The organism is Kitasatospora sp. NPDC004272, assembly GCF_053603035.1.
In genome coordinates this window covers 1-15,627 of the sequence record NZ_JBSGET010000173.1, presented here as the reverse complement: position 1 = coordinate 15,627, position 15,627 = coordinate 1, and the positions used below count along the sequence as shown (strand labels likewise).

The following is a 15,627-nucleotide window of genomic DNA, read 5'->3' as shown; positions in this document are numbered from 1 at the left end:
GGTGCGCAGGGCCGTGCGGGAGCGGGCGGCGCGCGGGGCCGTACGGGAGCGGGCGGCGCGCAGGGCCGTGCGGGAACGGGGGCGGATCAAGGCGGCTCCTCGTGGGGGAGAACGTTCACTCGTTCATGAAGTGAACGCGAAGCGATGCCTGAGGGAGCGTCCGGAGTGGTCCGGGCAGGGCCGAACATCCCCCTGACGGGGGATCAACATGGTGGTGGCCAGCAGCCCTGCCGGCTTTGGTCTGGACCTTTTTCAAGACGTGAAGTTAGGGCTGTCTGCGCGACCACGTCAACCCCTGTGCGTACAGGAGTCGAAGGACGTGTGCGGAGCAGGCGGGTGGCCGGGCGCGGCGCGCCGCGGCGCGGGGTGTGGCGGGGTGCGGGGTGTGGCGCGGGGCGGGGTGTGGCGGGGTGCGGGGTGTGGCGCGGGGTGCGGTACCTGGTCTTCGGCTCCAACGGCGGCGCCCCGCAGCACCCGCTCTGGTACCGCAACCTGCTCGCCGCCGGCGGCGGCACCGCCGAACTCCCCGACGGCGCGGGCGGCACCGTCGCCCACTCCGTCCGCCCCGTCGAACTCGACCCCGACGAACGCGCCCGCCAGTACGCCGAACAGGCCCGCCGCGTGCCCGCCTTCGCCGAGTACGCCGACCGCGCCGGCCGGACCATCCCGGTCATCGCCCTGCACCCCCTCGACCTCTCCGGCGACCCCGCACTGCCCGCCGCGATCGTCGGACAGCTCCGGCTCCACCACGAGGACCTGCGCCGCCAACTCGCCGACCTGCGCGCCCGGTTGGACGGTGCGGGTGCGGGTGCGGGTGCGGGTGCGGGGGCGGAGGTGGGTGCGGAGGTGGGTGCGAGTGCGGGAGTGGGGACGGGCGCCGGTGTCGCGTCCGGGCCCGACCTGGCCGCCCAGCTCCGGGCCCACTGCCTGAGCTTCTGCCACGGCCTCGACATGCACCACATCCGGGAGGAAGGCGCGTTCACCGCCTTCCAGCGGCAGTACCCGCAACTCACCCCCGCCCTCACCCGGCTGCGCGCCGACCACCGCACCGTCGCCGAAGCCCTCACCCGCTTCGAAGCCCACCTCGTCACCCCCGGCACCGACGACCCCGCCACGCTGCGCGCCGAACTCGATTGGCTCACCGACGGCCTGGAGGCGCACTTCGCCTACGAGGAGGAACACCTGCTCGCCCCGTCCGCCCCGCACCCCGAGCGCTGGCCGGCCGTCCGGTACCGTGAGGTCCGGCCCCGCAACGGCGGGTCCGGACCTCGGCGCGCACCGACCCGGGAGGGCGCATGACCGGCCCGTCCACCCCGTCCGCCCCGTCCGGACCTGGAGCGAGCCCCGGTGAGGCCGCCGGAGACGGCCCCGAAGACGGCCCCGGAAACAACTTCGGAGACAGCCTCGGAGACAGCCTCGGAGACGGCCTCGGAGACGGCCTCGGAGACGGACTGTCCGCGGACGACGCCGTCCGGGCGATGCTGCTGCTTATGCCCCGGGTCGCCGCCCGGGTCAAGCGGACCGCCGCCCCCGAGGCGCTGGCCGGATTCCAACTCGCCCCCCCGACACCTCTCGCTGCTGGCCTACCTGGTCTTCGACGGGCCGATGCCGGTCGGAGCGCTCGCCGAACGCCTCGAAGTCGCCCACACCACCGCCAGCCTGATGATCGGCGACCTCACCCGCCAGGGCGTCCTGGAACGCCACCCCGACCCGGCCGACCGGGGCGCACCATCGTCTCGCTGACCGCCGACCCCACCACCCGCACCGCCGTCGAACGCTGGCTCGCCAACGGCTCCGCCTCCTGGCGCACCGCGTTCGCCCCCCCACCCCCGCCGAACGCACCCTGTTCGTCCGCACCATGGCCGCCTACGAACAGGGCACCGCAGAGGCCGACTGACCCCGGCCGCGAGGCCCACCCCCGGCCGCGAGGCCCGTCAGGCCGACTCCCACAGTTGCACCGCGCCGCCGTCCGCCGAGACCGTCGCCCAGGCGCCGCCGCCCGTCGTGAGGACCGGGCCCGTGGCGTGGGAGCCGGTCGGGTAGGCGATCTCACCCCGCAGGGCCAATCCTGACGGACGGCCGGTGGCCGGGTCGGTCAGGACGTCGACCAGCCAGTGCCGGGCCCGGCCGGATTTCCGGTCGGACTCGGACGTCCCCACGACGAGGGTGTCCTCGTCCAGGAACGCCGCGTCGAAGTCCCAGTACACCCGGTCGTTGACGTTGCCGGCGTCACTGCTGTCATCGCTGTCACTGCTGCTGCCGCTGCCCGGTGGCGGGGGCACGGTGCCCTCGGCGTCCAGTTGGGCCAGGGCCTGCCCGCTGTCGGCGTCCAGCAGGAGCAACGACCACTGGCCGGTGTCGACTTCGAGCAGTCGCCGTCCGGACGGGCTCACCGCCAGCAGGAACTCTTCCTCCGCGCGCCGCTCGACGACCAACTGCCGCCCGTCCCACCGCCCCCGCAGGGTGGGCGAGCCCTCCTCGCCCACGCCGATGTTCAGCCCCATCCGGGACGGATCCGGACCGGCGAGGTGAACGGACCCCGAGGCCACGGTCTCCGTCGCCGCCCGGCCCAGTACCCGCCCGGTCGCGGCGTCCAGCACCAGCCACAGCTCGTGACCGTCCGCCGGGGCTGCGTCGTCGCCCTCCAACGGCCCTGGCACGTGCGCCCACAGCAGTGTGCCGTCCGGGCCGGGGGCGACCGAGCCGCCGTCCGGGAAACGATGCTCGGGGTCGTCCGCGTACGCCTCGAACGACGGGTGCGGCGACCCGCAGACCCAGCAGCCGTGCCGCACCTCCCACACCGTCGATCCGTCCGCCGCCACCGCCCGCAGCGCGTGCGTGCCCGTGAACACCGCGACCTCCAGCCCCGGCAGCACCGCAGCCGTCCCGAACCGGCGCGGCCACGGCGCCGGGAAACGCACCGCCCCCACCGGGACACCCGGACCCTCCGCACCGCCCAGCGCCACGGCCACCACCTCGGCGTCCCCCTGCTGCACGACCAGCCGTCGTCCACCGGCGAACACCCCCAGCCGCGGCGACTCGACCGGAAGCGGACCGGGCGAGCCGGGCTGGCTGGGCAGGCCGGTCCGGCCGGGCAGATCAGGCGGGCCCGGCTGGCCGAGTGGGCCGAGTGGGCCGAGTGGGCCGAACGGTGCGGCGATGGTGGCGACGGGACGGGCGGTGACGCTCATGGAGATCTTCCAGTCACGGACGGGGAACGCTGCGAGAACCTGGCCGCCCCACCCTAGAGTCTGCCGTCGAACCCCCCTTGCCCTGCAACTTCCCATTGAGCCGGGAGCGTGCTTGCGTCCGCTCGGGGAGTCCTGGTGCGATCGGGCCGTGACGATCGTGCTGGGGGTACGGGGGCGGGTTCGCCGCCGAGAGCGGCGATGGTGGCGGACATCTGCACCGGGTTGACCCGTGGGCAGTCGAAAAGCTGCTGACCTGCGACGACAACACGGCTATCGTCGCGCAGTTCAGGCACCCCCAAGCTGGGAGGCCGATCGACTGCGGGCCGGCACCAGGGAGCCGCGTCCCTGGCCCGTTCTGCCACCGGAGGCCAACCACCGGCACCTGTTGGAGAGTTCCCCGGCAGCTGACGCCAACGCTGCTACCGATGCCGCCAATCGCCACGAGCACCACCGGACCCTGGCCGGTGGCCCACCACGGGTAACCTGCTCGCCCGCTGTTCCGCGCCGGCGACGATTTGGCGCGCACCTTCGCGTTCTGGCAGGAGAAGCACCCGCTGCGCCACGCCAGGCACGTGGGCTGGGACTTCACCGTCGGACTACCGGTGTCCGCGTTCACCGGTCTCCTCGAACGGACGCCGGCTGTGCTGGACGACAGCGTCCACCACCGGGCGCGCTGGGGAACCGGCGGGGCGAGTCGGGCTGGGGTGAGTCGGGCTGGGACGAGTTGGGTTGTGGTGGGTCGGGTTGTGGTGAGCCAGGGTGTGGTGGGTCGGGGCGGTGCGGTCAGTGGTGCGGGCTCCTGTTGAGCAGGAGGTTCCGGTGTTCTGCCAGTGTCATCGAGCGGGGGCGCAGGACTGCGGTCGCGGCGTCGTGCTCCCCGGCGAGGGTGAGAGCCGCTGCGGCGGCCGCCACGGACAGCGGGGCCGACCGGCTGACTTCCCAGAGCAGGACCTCCAGCCGACCGTGCTGGCCCGCCCGACGGAACCCGGTCACCAGATCGGGGAACTCCGTGGGCGCGCGCACCGACGGGGCCAGCCGGACCAGCTGCGCCGCGACCGCGAACTGTCCGGAGGCGTGGAACGCGGCCACCACCGCGCCGAGTTCGGCCGCCGGCCAGGCCCGGGCGACTGCCGACACCAGGTCGTCCGGTGAGATCCCCGAGTGCCTGACCTGGTGCAGGGTGGGCAGCCACTCGGCCCGGAAGCGGGCCGGGCCGGAGGTTTGCGCCCCGATCCAGTCGAGGAACGCGGCCTCGTCCGCGTCTCCTGCGGCGGTGAGCGTGCCCACCGCCGCGACCACTGCCGCGAACGGCGGCACCACGGGCCGGGTGGCGAGGGTACGCACCCCGCGGGCGAGCCGGGCGAGCAGTGCGGTGCGCTCCGCCTCGACGGCGCGGGTGCGGAGGGCGAGCTTGGCGTACAGCTCGGTACGGCCCGCCGTGCCGGGAACGACCGGGTGTGGTGTCACGGACGGTGCCACTGGTGGCGCCGGGGGCGGGATGCGTGGGCCAGGGGCTTCAAGCGCGGCGGTCAGCATGCTGAGCCGGAGTTGCTGGTCGGCCGCGCGCAGTCCGGCCAGGACGGCGGGGAGTTCGGCGGGTTCGCGGTGGGTGGGGATGCTCCGGACGATCTCGTTGGCGAGGCGGGAGAGCCGGGCGTTCTCGTAGGTGGCCAGCAGTGTGCCGAGGCTCGCAGCCGGCCAGGACCCGGCCACCGCGGCGGCCCAGGCGCCGGACTGGTAACCGCGGCCGTGCCGGGCCAGCATCCGTTCCGGTGACGGGAGCTGACCGGCGGCGTGCAGGGTGCGGATCCAGTCGACGTACACCGACTCCTCGGCGTGCGGACCGGGTTCCGGGAGGGTGACCGGCAGGGTGTCCGCCAGGAGGGTCGGGGCGGGTGCGGGCAACGGGGCGGTCACGGCTGTCGGTAGGGCGGCCGGAGGTGGGCCGATGGGCGGCGAATCGACCCGGGCTGGATCGATCTGGGCTGGATCGACCTGGGGAGGATCAGCTCGGGACAGCAGGCGAACGGTGTTCCGGTCGGCCGGGAAGTGCACCTCCGGGGCGGGGGTGGGAGCGGGGAAGGCGGGTAGCCGGCGGAGCCGGTCGATCACCTCGCTGGCGGACCGGGGGCGCTCGTCCGGATCCTTGGCGAGCAGGTCGAGGACCAGACGGTCGAGTTCCGGAGGGACCGGGCCGGGGGCTTCGTGGCCGGGAGGCCGGGCCGGTTCGGACAGGTGACGCAGCATCAGCGGGACGGGGTCGCCCGCGCCGAACGGCGGGCGCCCGGTGAGGAACTCGAACAGCACGCAGCCGAGCGCGTACAGGTCTCCGCGGTGGTCGCCGGAGCGGCCGTGGAAGCGCTCCGGCGGCATGTACGCCATGGTGCCCATCACCCGGCTGTGCGAGTCGGACCGCCCCTCGCGGTGCTTGGCGATGCCGAAGTCGAGGATCTTCAGCCGTCCGTTCCGGGCGAGGAACAGGTTGGCGGGCTTCAAATCCCGGTGAACCACCCGCGCGGCGTGCGCGAACGCGAGCGCGTCGCAGAGCTGGAGCGTCCAGCCCACGGCCTCGGCGAGCGGCGGTGGCCCGTCCGTCCGCAGTCGGACGGCCAGGTCGGTGCCGGTGAGCAACTCCATCACCAGGTAGGCCGTTCCGTCGGGTTCGTGGCCCAGGTCGTGGACGGTGACGATGCCGGGGTGACCGAGGCCGGCCGCGAGCCGGGCTTCGTTGAGGAACAGCTCGGTGCCGCGCGGGTCGTGCAGGTCGGTGTGCAGCAGCTTGACGGCCACCCGGCGCCGCAGCGCCGCGTCCCACCCGTGCCAGACCTGGCCCATGCCGCCACGGCCGATCAGCTCGTCCAGCCGGTAGCGCGCGGCGAGTACCCGTCCTGCGGCCAAGAGTGCCTCCCCGATCTCCCCGACCGTGACGCGCCGCGACGGGACGCGGGACGTGCGGACCGGTCTGTCCGGGAATCTACCAGCCCGCTTGACGGCCGTACCGCTGCCGCGGAACCCTCCCCGGTCAGCTGCCCGGGGACGACCGGCACCGCTACCGGTGCCGTCGACGGAAGGTGGGTGGATGGGCGGACGCACGTGACCGAACTGATCAGCAGCCTGCCCGGGGCGTCGGTCGTTCTGGAGCGCTGCCGTGCCCTGGCGGTGTTGGACGCCGCTCTCAGCCCGAACTGGGCAGACCGGTACCACTCGTGCGATTCGCAGTGGGCGCCGGGGGAGGTGATGGCCTCGAAGCGGAACGGAAGCGGGGACGCGTACGCGTACTCGATCGTCCTCACGGCGGCGGGCGCTTTCGCCCGGGGCTTCGACCACGAATCCGCGCTGAGCCCGGCCGGACGCGGCTCGGCGGGGCTGCGGCCCGGGCTGCTCGACCGGCTGCCGGAGGTCTTCCGGACGCAGGCCGAGAAATCCGCGTTCTCCGACGGAAACGGGCAGTTGGAGGCCACGGTGGGTTTCTGGCCCCAGGCGGCCGACACCGCCCGGCGGGCCGGAGAGCCCGCACCCGCGCCGGGGGACGCGGAGGAGGACGGCGGCGCCGCTTGGCTGTTCGCACTGCTGCTGGACGGCAGCTCCGAGGCGTACCGGAGCTTCGCCGAGGAGTGCTACGAGGTGGACGTCACCCTCGGTGCCGTCCGTCACCCGTACGTCCTGCGGCCGTTCACCCAGGAGGTCGTGCGCGTGTTCAGTCCGGAGCTGGACCTCGCCGACCTCGCCGGGGACATCGCGGAGATCGGCCACCCGATCGGCGAGGGAGGACCTGCCGATCGGACGCCCGCCGATCGGATACCCGCCGGCCAGGTCTCCGTTGACCGGGATCCCGTCGGCCGGGATCAGGGGAGCCGAGCCCCCGGTACGTAGCGGCCCGGTGCGCAGACTCCCGGTATGTGGGCCTCCGACGGCGGGGTGTGGCGGCCCCTGGCGGAGCGGTACGGCTTCGGACCGGCAGCGCGGGTGAAGGGTTGGCCGGTCGGATCCGCGGCCTGCGGGGCGGTGAAGTTGGCGTGGTGGGTTCGGCGCCGGTCGGAGGATCCACCGACCACGACCCGCCTGTCGGGGTCCGGTACGTGGTCGAGCCGCTCCTGCTGGTCACGGGCCGGGGCGAGCCGTGCCTCGGGACCGAGCCGCGGTGTCGGCCGCGAGGGCTGCTGCCCCGGATCCGGCCCGGTCTCCCGGGCCCGTACCCGCTCGCCGGGCTGCGGCCGCGGCGGCGACTCCAGCCGCCGGTGCCGTGTGGACGGAGAGCGTGCGGGGCCGAGCGCCCACCAGGAGCAGGCCGCCGCACCCACCGCCGTCACGGCTGCACCCCAACGCAGCACGGGCCTGTTGAGCACTACGCGAACGTCCATCACCGGCTCCTCCGCTTCCTGACTCGGCGTCATGTCGTCCTGTCCGGGCGGCACCGGCATCTGGCCGGCGTCGTCGATCCCAAGGTTCGCCGATCGCAAGGGCCCTGTCTCTGGAGCCTCCTACCGTCTTTTCGGTGAGGCTAGGTGCACCAACAAGACGGCACTTGGCATGAGTGACGCTCGGTGCTCGCCTCGTTACTTTGGGGACATGCGAATCCTTGCTCAAGTGATCAGTTCTCGTGGGTCCGTGCCGCTGCCCGTGCGGCCCGGCCGTTCAACCTCCTTCTGGGCACGCCTTCTCGCGCTCCTACCACTCCAACACGCGCCGGACGGAGTCGAGTTGCCGTGCGCCGGAGCGGTGCGGGCCGGCGACACCCCGCGCCATCGCCTCCCGTGCGGCCGGGCCGCGGGCGTCGCCGAGCCGGGCCGTTGCCACCGCTGTGCGCCTGTCCGGCAGGTCCGGCGCCGTATCACCTGGCTGCGACAAGCAGGCGGTGATGCGGGCTGCGGCCGTCCTGGCCGACAGGGCCGAACGGGAGTGCGCGGCCGCCGTTCCCGCAGTGCGCGGCCGGGCCTGCCGCCGCCTGGCCCGGCGCGGCTGTCCCAGACACGGCCGGGCCCGATGCGGCGGCTCCTGATGCTGCTGAGTGCGATGCTGCCGAGCAGAGCGTTGCCGAGCACGGTGTCGCCGAGCACGACGCGGCCCGGCACGGTGAACGGCGTGGTGCGGGCGGGCGATCGGCGGAGGGGGCGGAGTGGTGGGGAAGCGGTGGAATCCACCGTGGAGAGGGGGCGGGGCTGTGGCAGGGTCACTGCCATGCCCTTCGACCACAATGACCACTACCACCGCCTCCTGCTGCGCCAGCTCCCGTCCGGCTGCCGCACCGCGCTCGACGTCGGTTGCGGGACGGGCCGCTTCGCCCGGCGACTGGCCGCCTCGGGGATCGAGGTGGACGCGCTCGATCCCTCGGCGGAGGCGATCGAGGCCGCGCGGGAGTTGACCGCCGCCGGGGCGGGCGGTGGTCCGGGCGACGGGGCGCCGAACTTCCGGCACGCCGACGTGACCCGGAGCGAACTGCCCAGGGCCCACTACGACTTCGTTTCTTGTCTGGCCAGCCTCCACCACGTGCCGTTCGACACCGTCAGGGCGCTGCGGAAGTCGCTGGCCCCGGGCGGGGTGCTGGTCGTGCTGGGCTGCTACCCGGAGAAGTCCCGGACGGACTGGCTGTGGAGCCTGGCCGCCGTCCCGGTCAACGCGGTCGCGCGCGCCCTCGTCGCGCTCACGGAGCGGCTCCGCGGCACCGCCCCGGTCGGGCCGGGTGCGGTCCGGGCGCCGGTGAAACCACCGACGATGACCTACGCGGAGACGGCGCGGGAGGCTGCCGTGCTGCTGCCCGGTGCCCGGGTGCGGAGGCTCCTGTTCTGGCGGTACCTGCTGGTCTACCGCGCCCCGGTCACCGTCGGCGACGGGAACCCGGCGGCCCCGAGCGGGGACGGCGCCGGTGCTCGGGCCCGGAGCGGCGCCGAAGAACCCGTCGCCGCTCCGGAACACCGTCATGACCACGACCGTGACAGCACCGTGACCGTGACAGCGCGTCTGGTCGCCACCTGCGCCGCCCCCTTCCCCTACGCGAGGCCGGACGACGGGCCGTCCGTGGAAGTGACGGCCGGGCGGCGGCGCCTGGTGCAGCGGGGGGACGCAGAGGTAGTGGTCCGGGAGTTGGACCGCTCCGATCCGGCGCGGGTCGTCGCGGAGAGCCGGTTCCCGACACCGTGGCCGCGCTGGGTCGGCCAGTACGCGGTGGCTCCCGCCGGCGACCTCGCCGTCTTCGCCGGACCGTACGCGCTACGGGCGGTAGACCGTTCCGGGGCGCTCCGTTGGGAGGTCCGGCACCGCTGCTGGGCCGGATGCGACGGCCACGAAGCGGACGGGGAGCACCTGAGCAGCCGGGAACACCGGTACGGGGGCCGCGGATCAGTGGCCTTCTCCGCCGACGGCGCCCTGGTATGGGCCCACGTCCGGGGCCCGCTGGTGCAGGACGGCCCGGGGGCGGGGCGATCGACGGACGAGTGGCTCGTCCTCGACGCCACCGACGGCACGGTACTGGCACGGACGGAGACGGGTACGGCAGCCGTCGGCTCGTTCCACGTGCCGCATCCCGACCCGCAGCAGATGGGACTCAGCCTCGGCGAAGGACAGGACGGCAGCCCCCTGCGGTGGGGCCGCTGGGACGGCGGGACCCGCATCGCGGTCGACCGGTTCCAGGACGAGGACCTCGTCCTGCTCGCGGTCAGCGCTTCCGGCCACCGACTGCTGACCGTGACGCACGCCCAGAACCGCCTCGCCGTACACCGGACCTCCGACGGAGCCGTGAGCGCGGCACTGCACGCCGACCTGCTGCCCCCGCACCCCGACGCCACCCCGGACCCCGCTCCCGCCCCCGATCCCGACTACTGGGAGGAACCACAGGTCTACTTCGACTACACGGGCGGGTTCCTCGACGAGGACACGGCCATCGTGGGAACGGCCGAGAGCGACGACGAGCACGGCACCGGTCGGCACTGGCTCGCGGAGTTCGCGGACCACGCCGAACCCCGGGTGACCGCACAGGTCCACTACCCCTTCCCGGTGACCGGCCTCGTCCAGGGGCTCGGCGACGGCACCTGGTTCACCAAGTCCGCGCAGGACGGCGTCGTGCACCTCTGGACCCTGGGCGGCCCGAAGTCCGCCCACCAGGCCCAGGTCACCGCCCCGCCCCCGCAGCCCGGAAACGGATCCGGGACACCCGGGCCGACCGGGACGGTCGGGGTACCCGGGAGGTTCGGTGCCGCGTAGACCTCCGCGCACGGTGCGCGCCCTCTCGGCGGGTGCGGACGGCAGCCCCGGCAGCCCCGGGCAGCGACAGGGGCAAGGGCAGGGCCCGCTACCGGGCCGGGTCAGCACGCTACTGACCGGTGTCTGCCCGGGGCCGCCGCAGTGCGGGGCCGTGCACACGTACCTCTTCGTGGACGGCCTCGACCTGATCACGCGCAGCCACGCCGGTGCGGCCGGTGCACCGCCGGGCCTGCTGCTCCGTCCCGGTGGCCCGCTCTGGCCCACCGACCGCGCCCGCACCGTGAACGTGGCCATGCTGGGGCGGGACGGGAGCGACGCGCCCGAGGTCGAGATCCAGGTCCGGCTGCGGGGGCGGAACGTGGTGTGGAGTGGTCTGGTGTACCCCGGGGTCGACGGCGGCGCCATCGAGGAGGTCCGCTTCGACCTGCGGCAGTACGCCGCCGAACTGGAACGGGGGTACGCCTGCTGGGGCGCCGGGAGCAACTGAACTGACGAGGACGAGCAAGGGTGCGGGGGTTCCCGGCTGGAGAGTGGTGAGGAGCACAGGGAGACGAGTGATCACATCCCTGGTAGCACAACGGCGTTCACCGTGCGGCGGCGCTTTCGGGTCTGGTACTACGCCGTCAGCCACATGACGCTCCTGCTGCGCGGCGCGGCCTGGAACGAGGGGAGGAGACAGTCGAAGCCTGCTTCGAGGGAGTGGTGGCGATGAACCTGCAACAGAGTTCCGACCCGCTGACCGTCCGGGGGTGCGACCCAGACGGGCGCGCGCGGATGCTGGCCCACGCGACGGGCTGGATCCACGATCCGGTCCGCCGTCCGCCACTGTGCCTGGTCCTGGAGTCCGGCGGACCCGCCGGGTTCGTGGTCTGCGCCCGGGTACGGGTCACGGCGACGAGCCGCACCCGGGCCGGGTGGGCGCACCCGGGTCGGCTTCGAGGCCGGACGCCTGCTGTGGGGCGCCGGCCCCACCGGCCGCCCAGCGCGCCGCCACGACCACACCCGGCACGAGGCCGGACGTGAGTTCCTCCGTACGTTGCGCGCCGTGGAAGCTACCGCCGAGCAAGCTGAGCCCGCCGAGCCCGCCGAGCAGGCTGCGCCCGCCGAGCAGGCCGGGGCTGCCAGTCGCACCTGGGCACGCTTTTCTGGACTTGCTGGTCCATTTTTCGCTGCCTAGTGTGCTGAGCGTGCCCGGGTGCCACCGGGCCCGAACAGGAAGGCACTGTCCCATGTACGCGATCCGGATCGAGGAGCACGGCGGCCCCGAGACCATGCGCTGGACCGAACTGCCCGACCCCGTACCGGGCCCGGGGGAGGTGCTGGTGCGGCTGGGCGCGGCCGGGGTCAACTACATGGACGTCGGCGCCCGTGCCCAGGGCGGACCGGGCTGGGCGGCGCCGACCGGCCTGGGCGTCGAGGGAATGGGGTACGTCACCGGGCTCGGCCCGGGCGTCGACGGCCTGGCCACCGGGGACCGGGTGGCCTGGTTCTACCACCCCGGCAGCTACGCCGAACTGCTGGCCGTCCCGGCGGAGGCGCTGGTCAAGGTGCCCGACGGTGTGTCGGACGAGGTCGCCGGCGGCCTGCTGATGCAGGGCCTGACCGCCAACCACCTGACCACCGAGACCTACCCGGCCGCCCCCGGCAGTACCGCCGTGGTGCACGCGGCGGCCGGTGGCGTGGGTCGGCTGCTCACTCAACTGGTGAGGGCCCGCGGCGGCCGGGTGATCGGCCTGGTCTCCCGGGAGGAGAAGGCGGTGGTAGCGGCGGAGGCCGGGGCCGACCACGTCCTGGTCCACTCCGGCGCCGGGTTCGAGGACCGGATCCGCGAACTCACCGGCGGACGCGGGGCCGACGTGGTCTACGACGGCGGCGGCGCGGACACCTTCCGCTCCTCCCAGCTCTCGCTGCGCCCGCACGGCGTGCACGCCTACTACGGACCGTTCATGGGCGTTCCGACCCTGCGGCCCACCGACCTGCCCAACAGCATCCTGCTCAGCTACCCGGTCGTGCACCACCACGTCGCCACCCGCGAGGCCCTGGTGCGGCGCTCCGGCGAGGTGTTCGACCTGGTCCGGGACGGGCGGCTGGTCCAGCGGATCACCGGTCGCTACCCCCTCGCCGACGCCGCCCGCGCGCACGCCGACCTCGAATCCCGCCGCACCACCGGCAAACTGCTCCTGCTGCCCTGAACCACCGCGTCCCGCCCCACCGGAGGAGAACCGTGCCGCTGACCCGCAAGGGCGCCGCCACCCGGCAGCGCATCGTCGAAGGCGCTGCCGAGCAGATCCGCGAGCACGGGGTGTTCGCGGTGCGGCTGGAAGACGTCATGGCCCGCACCGCGACCAGCAAGAGCCAGCTCTTCCACTACTTCCCCGCCGGGAAGGACGACCTGCTGCTCGCCGTCGCCCGCCACGAGGCGGCCCGGGTGATCGAGGACCAGCAGCCCGAGCTGGGCTCCCTCACCTCCTGGGACGCCTGGAGGCGGTGGCGTGACAAGGTGATCGCCCGCTACCGCGCCCAGGGCGTGAACTGTCCCCTGCACACGGCACTCGCCCAGCTCGGCGGGGCCACCGACGCCACCAGGGCGGTCACCTGCGAACTGCTCGCCCAGTGGCAGCGCCAACTCGCTGCGGGCGTTCGCCATCTGCAGGACGACGGCACGGCCGCCCCGACCCTGGACGCCGAGCGGGAGGCCGCCGCGCTGCTGGCCGGGATCCAGGGCGGTGTGCTGATCCTGATGGCCACCGGCGCCACCACCCACCTGGAAGCCGCCCTGGACACCGGCCTCGCCCGCCTGCGCGGGGAGACGGAGGCGAGACGGTGAACGGGGAGCAGGGAGCAGGGAGCGGTGAGTGAGGGACAGCGCGCACCGCGGGCTGGCGGCCGGGTTGGCGGGATCTTGGCGGCCGTAGGCGGTCACGCCACTCGTGGGGCGGGTGCGCGTACCGCGAGACTGGAGCCGTCGCCGACCGGGCGACCGGAACGGCCACCGGCCACCGGCCCCGGAGCGGCCAACGGCCACCGGCCACCGGCCAACGGCCACCGGCCACCGGCCACCGGCCCCGGAACCCGCTCCGGAGCAGTACCCGGAGCCCCGGCCCCGGAACCCCCGCACCGTCAGAAAGAGGCACCCCCATGTCCGCCGCCGACGTCACCGCCACCGCCACCGCCGCTACCGTCACCAGCGCCGTCCTGAGCGTCCCCGCGGCGACCCCGGCCGTGGCCGCCGCCCACTACGCGGCGCGGCTCGCCTTCGAGGCGGACGTCTCCGACGTCCACGCCGACCTGGCCGCCGGCGTGCCCGGCATCGTGGTGGTCGACACCCGCAGCAAGGCCGCCTGGGACCAGGGGCACATCCCCGGCGCCGTCCACCTCCCCACCGCGCAGATCGCCGAGCGGGCACCGGAGTCGATCGACCCGTCGCTGACCGTGGTCACCTACTGCTGGGGCCCCGGCTGCAACGGCGCCACCCGCGCGGCGCTGGCCTTCGCCCGGCTCGGCTACCGGGTCAAGGAGATGCTCGGCGGCTTCGAGTACTGGGCCCGCGAGGGCTTCGCCTACGACACCGCCGCCGGTACCGAGCAGCGCCCGATCGACGACCTGACCGCCCCGCGCTCCGGCATCTCCTGCGCCTGCTGAGCCGCGCAAGCACAGCCAGCCCTGCAAGCCCGGTCATCGCAAGCACCGCAAGTACCGGAGGCACCACAAGCACCACAAGTACCGCAAGCAGGGCAGGGCCTGCAGGGCCGCCGAGGCGTGCCGGGCCCGTGCGGACCGGGGCTCAGGCGCGGTACGCGGCCGTCGCCGTCTCGACGAACGCGCGGACCAGCGGGTCGCCGCTGCCCTCGTTCCACGCCACCACCACCCTGCTCGGCGCCAGGTCGACCAGCGGCACCACGGCCAGCTCGGCGGGCAGCTCGTGCCCGAGCGGCATCAGGCCGATGGTGCCGCTCCACACCACGGCCTGCAAGCACTCCTGGACGCCCCGCACCACCGGCCCCTCGCGCGGGACGCCGCCGTGCCAGTACGCCTGCCACTGCGGATCGGTGCCCGGCGGGAACCTGAACCAGCGCCGGTCGGCCAGCTCGACGAGCCGCAGCCGCTCGCGGCGGGCCAGCGGGTCGTCCGCGCGCACCACCACCCCCACCGGATCGGCCCGCAGCGTGCGCACCGCCAGGCCCGTCCCGTCGAACGGCGCCCTGGTCAGCGCGACGTCCACCAGCCCGGCGCGCAGCCCGCAGGTCGGATCGGTCAGGTCGGTCTCCCGGACCCGGACGTCGACGTCCGGACGGCTGCGGCGGAAGGCGGCCGCCGAGCGGGACACCCCCGGATCGGTGCTGTCGCCCAGGATGCCGACGGTGAGGCCCGTGCGCCCGGCCGCCGCGGCCACCCGCGACCGGGCCCGTTCGGCGCCGGCCAGCAGCGACCGCGCCTCCTCCAGCAGCACCGCACCCGCCGCGGTGAGCGCGACGCCGGAGGGCGAGCGGACGAGCAGCAGCGCACCGAGGTCGGCCTCCAGTTGCCGGACCGCCCGGCTCAGCGGTGGCTGGCTGATGTGCAGGCGGCGGGCGGCCCGGCCGAAGTGCAGTTCCTCGGCGACCGCCACGAAGTACCGCAGGGTTCGTAGCTCCACGCTGCGACGATACCCATCCGGTATCGGCCGTGCGGAACGGGTCTTGGACAGCCGTCCGGCCCTGGCGGTGGACTCGTCCGAGCGCGGCCGGTCAGGTCCGCGCCACCGACGGGCCCGCGCAGCGGTGTCCCCCCCACGGACGGGAACCATGGAAATCGCCTACTGGATCGTCGCCGGGCTGCTCGCCCTCGTCTACCTCTACGGGGGCGCGCTCAAAGTGCTCCGCAGCCCCGACCGGCTCCGCCCGATGATGGCCTGGGTCGACCGCGTCCCGCTGCCCGTCCTACGCACCCTGGGCACCCTCGAACTCCTCGGTGCCGCGGGCCTGCTGCTGCCCCCGCTGACCGGCACCGCGCCCTGGCTCGCCCCGGCCGCCGCCACCGGCCTCCTCCTGCTCCAACTCGGCGCCATCCCGGTCCACCTGACCGGTGGCGACCGCCGGATCGGCCTCAACCTCGCCCTCCTGGCCGCCGCGGCCGCGGCCCTCTGGCTGTCCATCGGCTAGTGTCGCGTCAGGCGACCTTCGCCCGTCGCGACGCCCGGCACGCACTCTCGCCGCACCGGCCGAAAACCCAAGTACATCCAGTACGAGGGCTTCCGGCC

General features: G+C 74.2%; 12 protein-coding genes. 9 read left to right on the top strand and 3 right to left on the bottom strand.

What is annotated here, in order from left to right; genetic code table 11:
- Positions 1 to 144: 144 nt before the first annotated feature.
- Positions 145 to 1,299, top strand: a complete 1,155-nt coding sequence (locus ACWEO5_RS34340; protein ID WP_452166030.1) for a nitroreductase/quinone reductase family protein — start codon at positions 145 to 147, stop codon at positions 1,297 to 1,299.
- Between the two features lie 306 nt (positions 1,300 to 1,605).
- A complete protein-coding gene (locus ACWEO5_RS34335) occupies positions 1,606 to 1,743 on the top strand; it encodes a MarR family transcriptional regulator (RefSeq protein ID WP_452166029.1) in 138 nt (45 codons plus the stop codon).
- Positions 1,744 to 1,934: 191 nt separating this feature from the next.
- On the opposite strand, the gene ACWEO5_RS34330 is transcribed toward ACWEO5_RS34335, so the two are convergent.
- Both ACWEO5_RS34330 and ACWEO5_RS34325 read right to left on the bottom strand, forming a co-directional pair.
- The gene (locus ACWEO5_RS34330; RefSeq protein WP_452166028.1) at positions 1,935 to 3,191 is read right to left on the bottom strand and encodes a hypothetical protein; all 1,257 of its coding nucleotides are present in this window, start codon (positions 3,189 to 3,191) and stop codon (positions 1,935 to 1,937) included.
- Positions 3,192 to 3,974: 783 nt separating this feature from the next.
- Positions 3,975 to 6,089: a protein kinase domain-containing protein gene (locus ACWEO5_RS34325; protein ID WP_452166027.1), complete on the bottom strand. Its 2,115-nt coding sequence runs from the start codon at positions 6,087 to 6,089 to the stop codon at positions 3,975 to 3,977.
- Positions 6,090 to 6,284: 195 nt separating this feature from the next.
- Here ACWEO5_RS34325 and ACWEO5_RS34320 point away from each other — a divergent pair, with 195 nt between their 5' ends.
- The 6 genes from ACWEO5_RS34320 (at position 6,285) to ACWEO5_RS34295 (ending at position 14,030) form a co-directional block, all read left to right on the top strand.
- Complete coding sequence (locus ACWEO5_RS34320; protein WP_452166026.1) at positions 6,285 to 7,064, top strand: hypothetical protein; 780 nt, start codon at positions 6,285 to 6,287, stop codon at positions 7,062 to 7,064.
- 1,305 nt (positions 7,065 to 8,369) lie between these two features.
- Positions 8,370 to 10,388 (top strand): methyltransferase domain-containing protein, encoded by a 2,019-nt coding sequence (locus ACWEO5_RS34315; protein WP_452166025.1) that lies wholly within the window; start codon positions 8,370 to 8,372, stop codon positions 10,386 to 10,388.
- Positions 10,389 to 10,539: 151 nt separating this feature from the next.
- Entirely contained in the window at positions 10,540 to 10,875 is a 336-nt protein-coding gene (locus ACWEO5_RS34310) for a hypothetical protein (protein ID WP_452166024.1), read from the top strand.
- Positions 10,876 to 11,617: 742 nt separating this feature from the next.
- Entirely contained in the window at positions 11,618 to 12,580 is a 963-nt protein-coding gene (locus tag ACWEO5_RS34305; RefSeq protein ID WP_452166023.1) for a quinone oxidoreductase family protein, read from the top strand.
- A 32-nt stretch (positions 12,581 to 12,612) separates the two neighbouring features.
- The gene (locus tag ACWEO5_RS34300; RefSeq protein ID WP_452166022.1) at positions 12,613 to 13,215 is read left to right on the top strand and encodes a TetR/AcrR family transcriptional regulator; all 603 of its coding nucleotides are present in this window, start codon (positions 12,613 to 12,615) and stop codon (positions 13,213 to 13,215) included.
- Positions 13,216 to 13,526: 311 nt separating this feature from the next.
- A complete protein-coding gene (locus ACWEO5_RS34295; RefSeq protein ID WP_452166021.1) occupies positions 13,527 to 14,030 on the top strand; it encodes a rhodanese-like domain-containing protein in 504 nt (167 codons plus the stop codon).
- A 142-nt stretch (positions 14,031 to 14,172) separates the two neighbouring features.
- Here ACWEO5_RS34295 and ACWEO5_RS34290 read toward each other — a convergent pair whose 3' ends face one another.
- Positions 14,173 to 15,024 carry a LysR family transcriptional regulator gene (locus ACWEO5_RS34290; RefSeq protein ID WP_452166020.1) on the bottom strand — a complete coding sequence of 284 codons (852 nt, stop codon included), beginning with the start codon at positions 15,022 to 15,024 and terminating at the stop codon, positions 14,173 to 14,175.
- A gap of 148 nt (positions 15,025 to 15,172) precedes the next feature.
- Here ACWEO5_RS34290 and ACWEO5_RS34285 point away from each other — a divergent pair, with 148 nt between their 5' ends.
- The gene (locus ACWEO5_RS34285; RefSeq protein WP_452166019.1) at positions 15,173 to 15,529 is read left to right on the top strand and encodes a DoxX family protein; all 357 of its coding nucleotides are present in this window, start codon (positions 15,173 to 15,175) and stop codon (positions 15,527 to 15,529) included.
- The last annotated feature ends 98 nt before the right edge of the window (positions 15,530 to 15,627 follow it).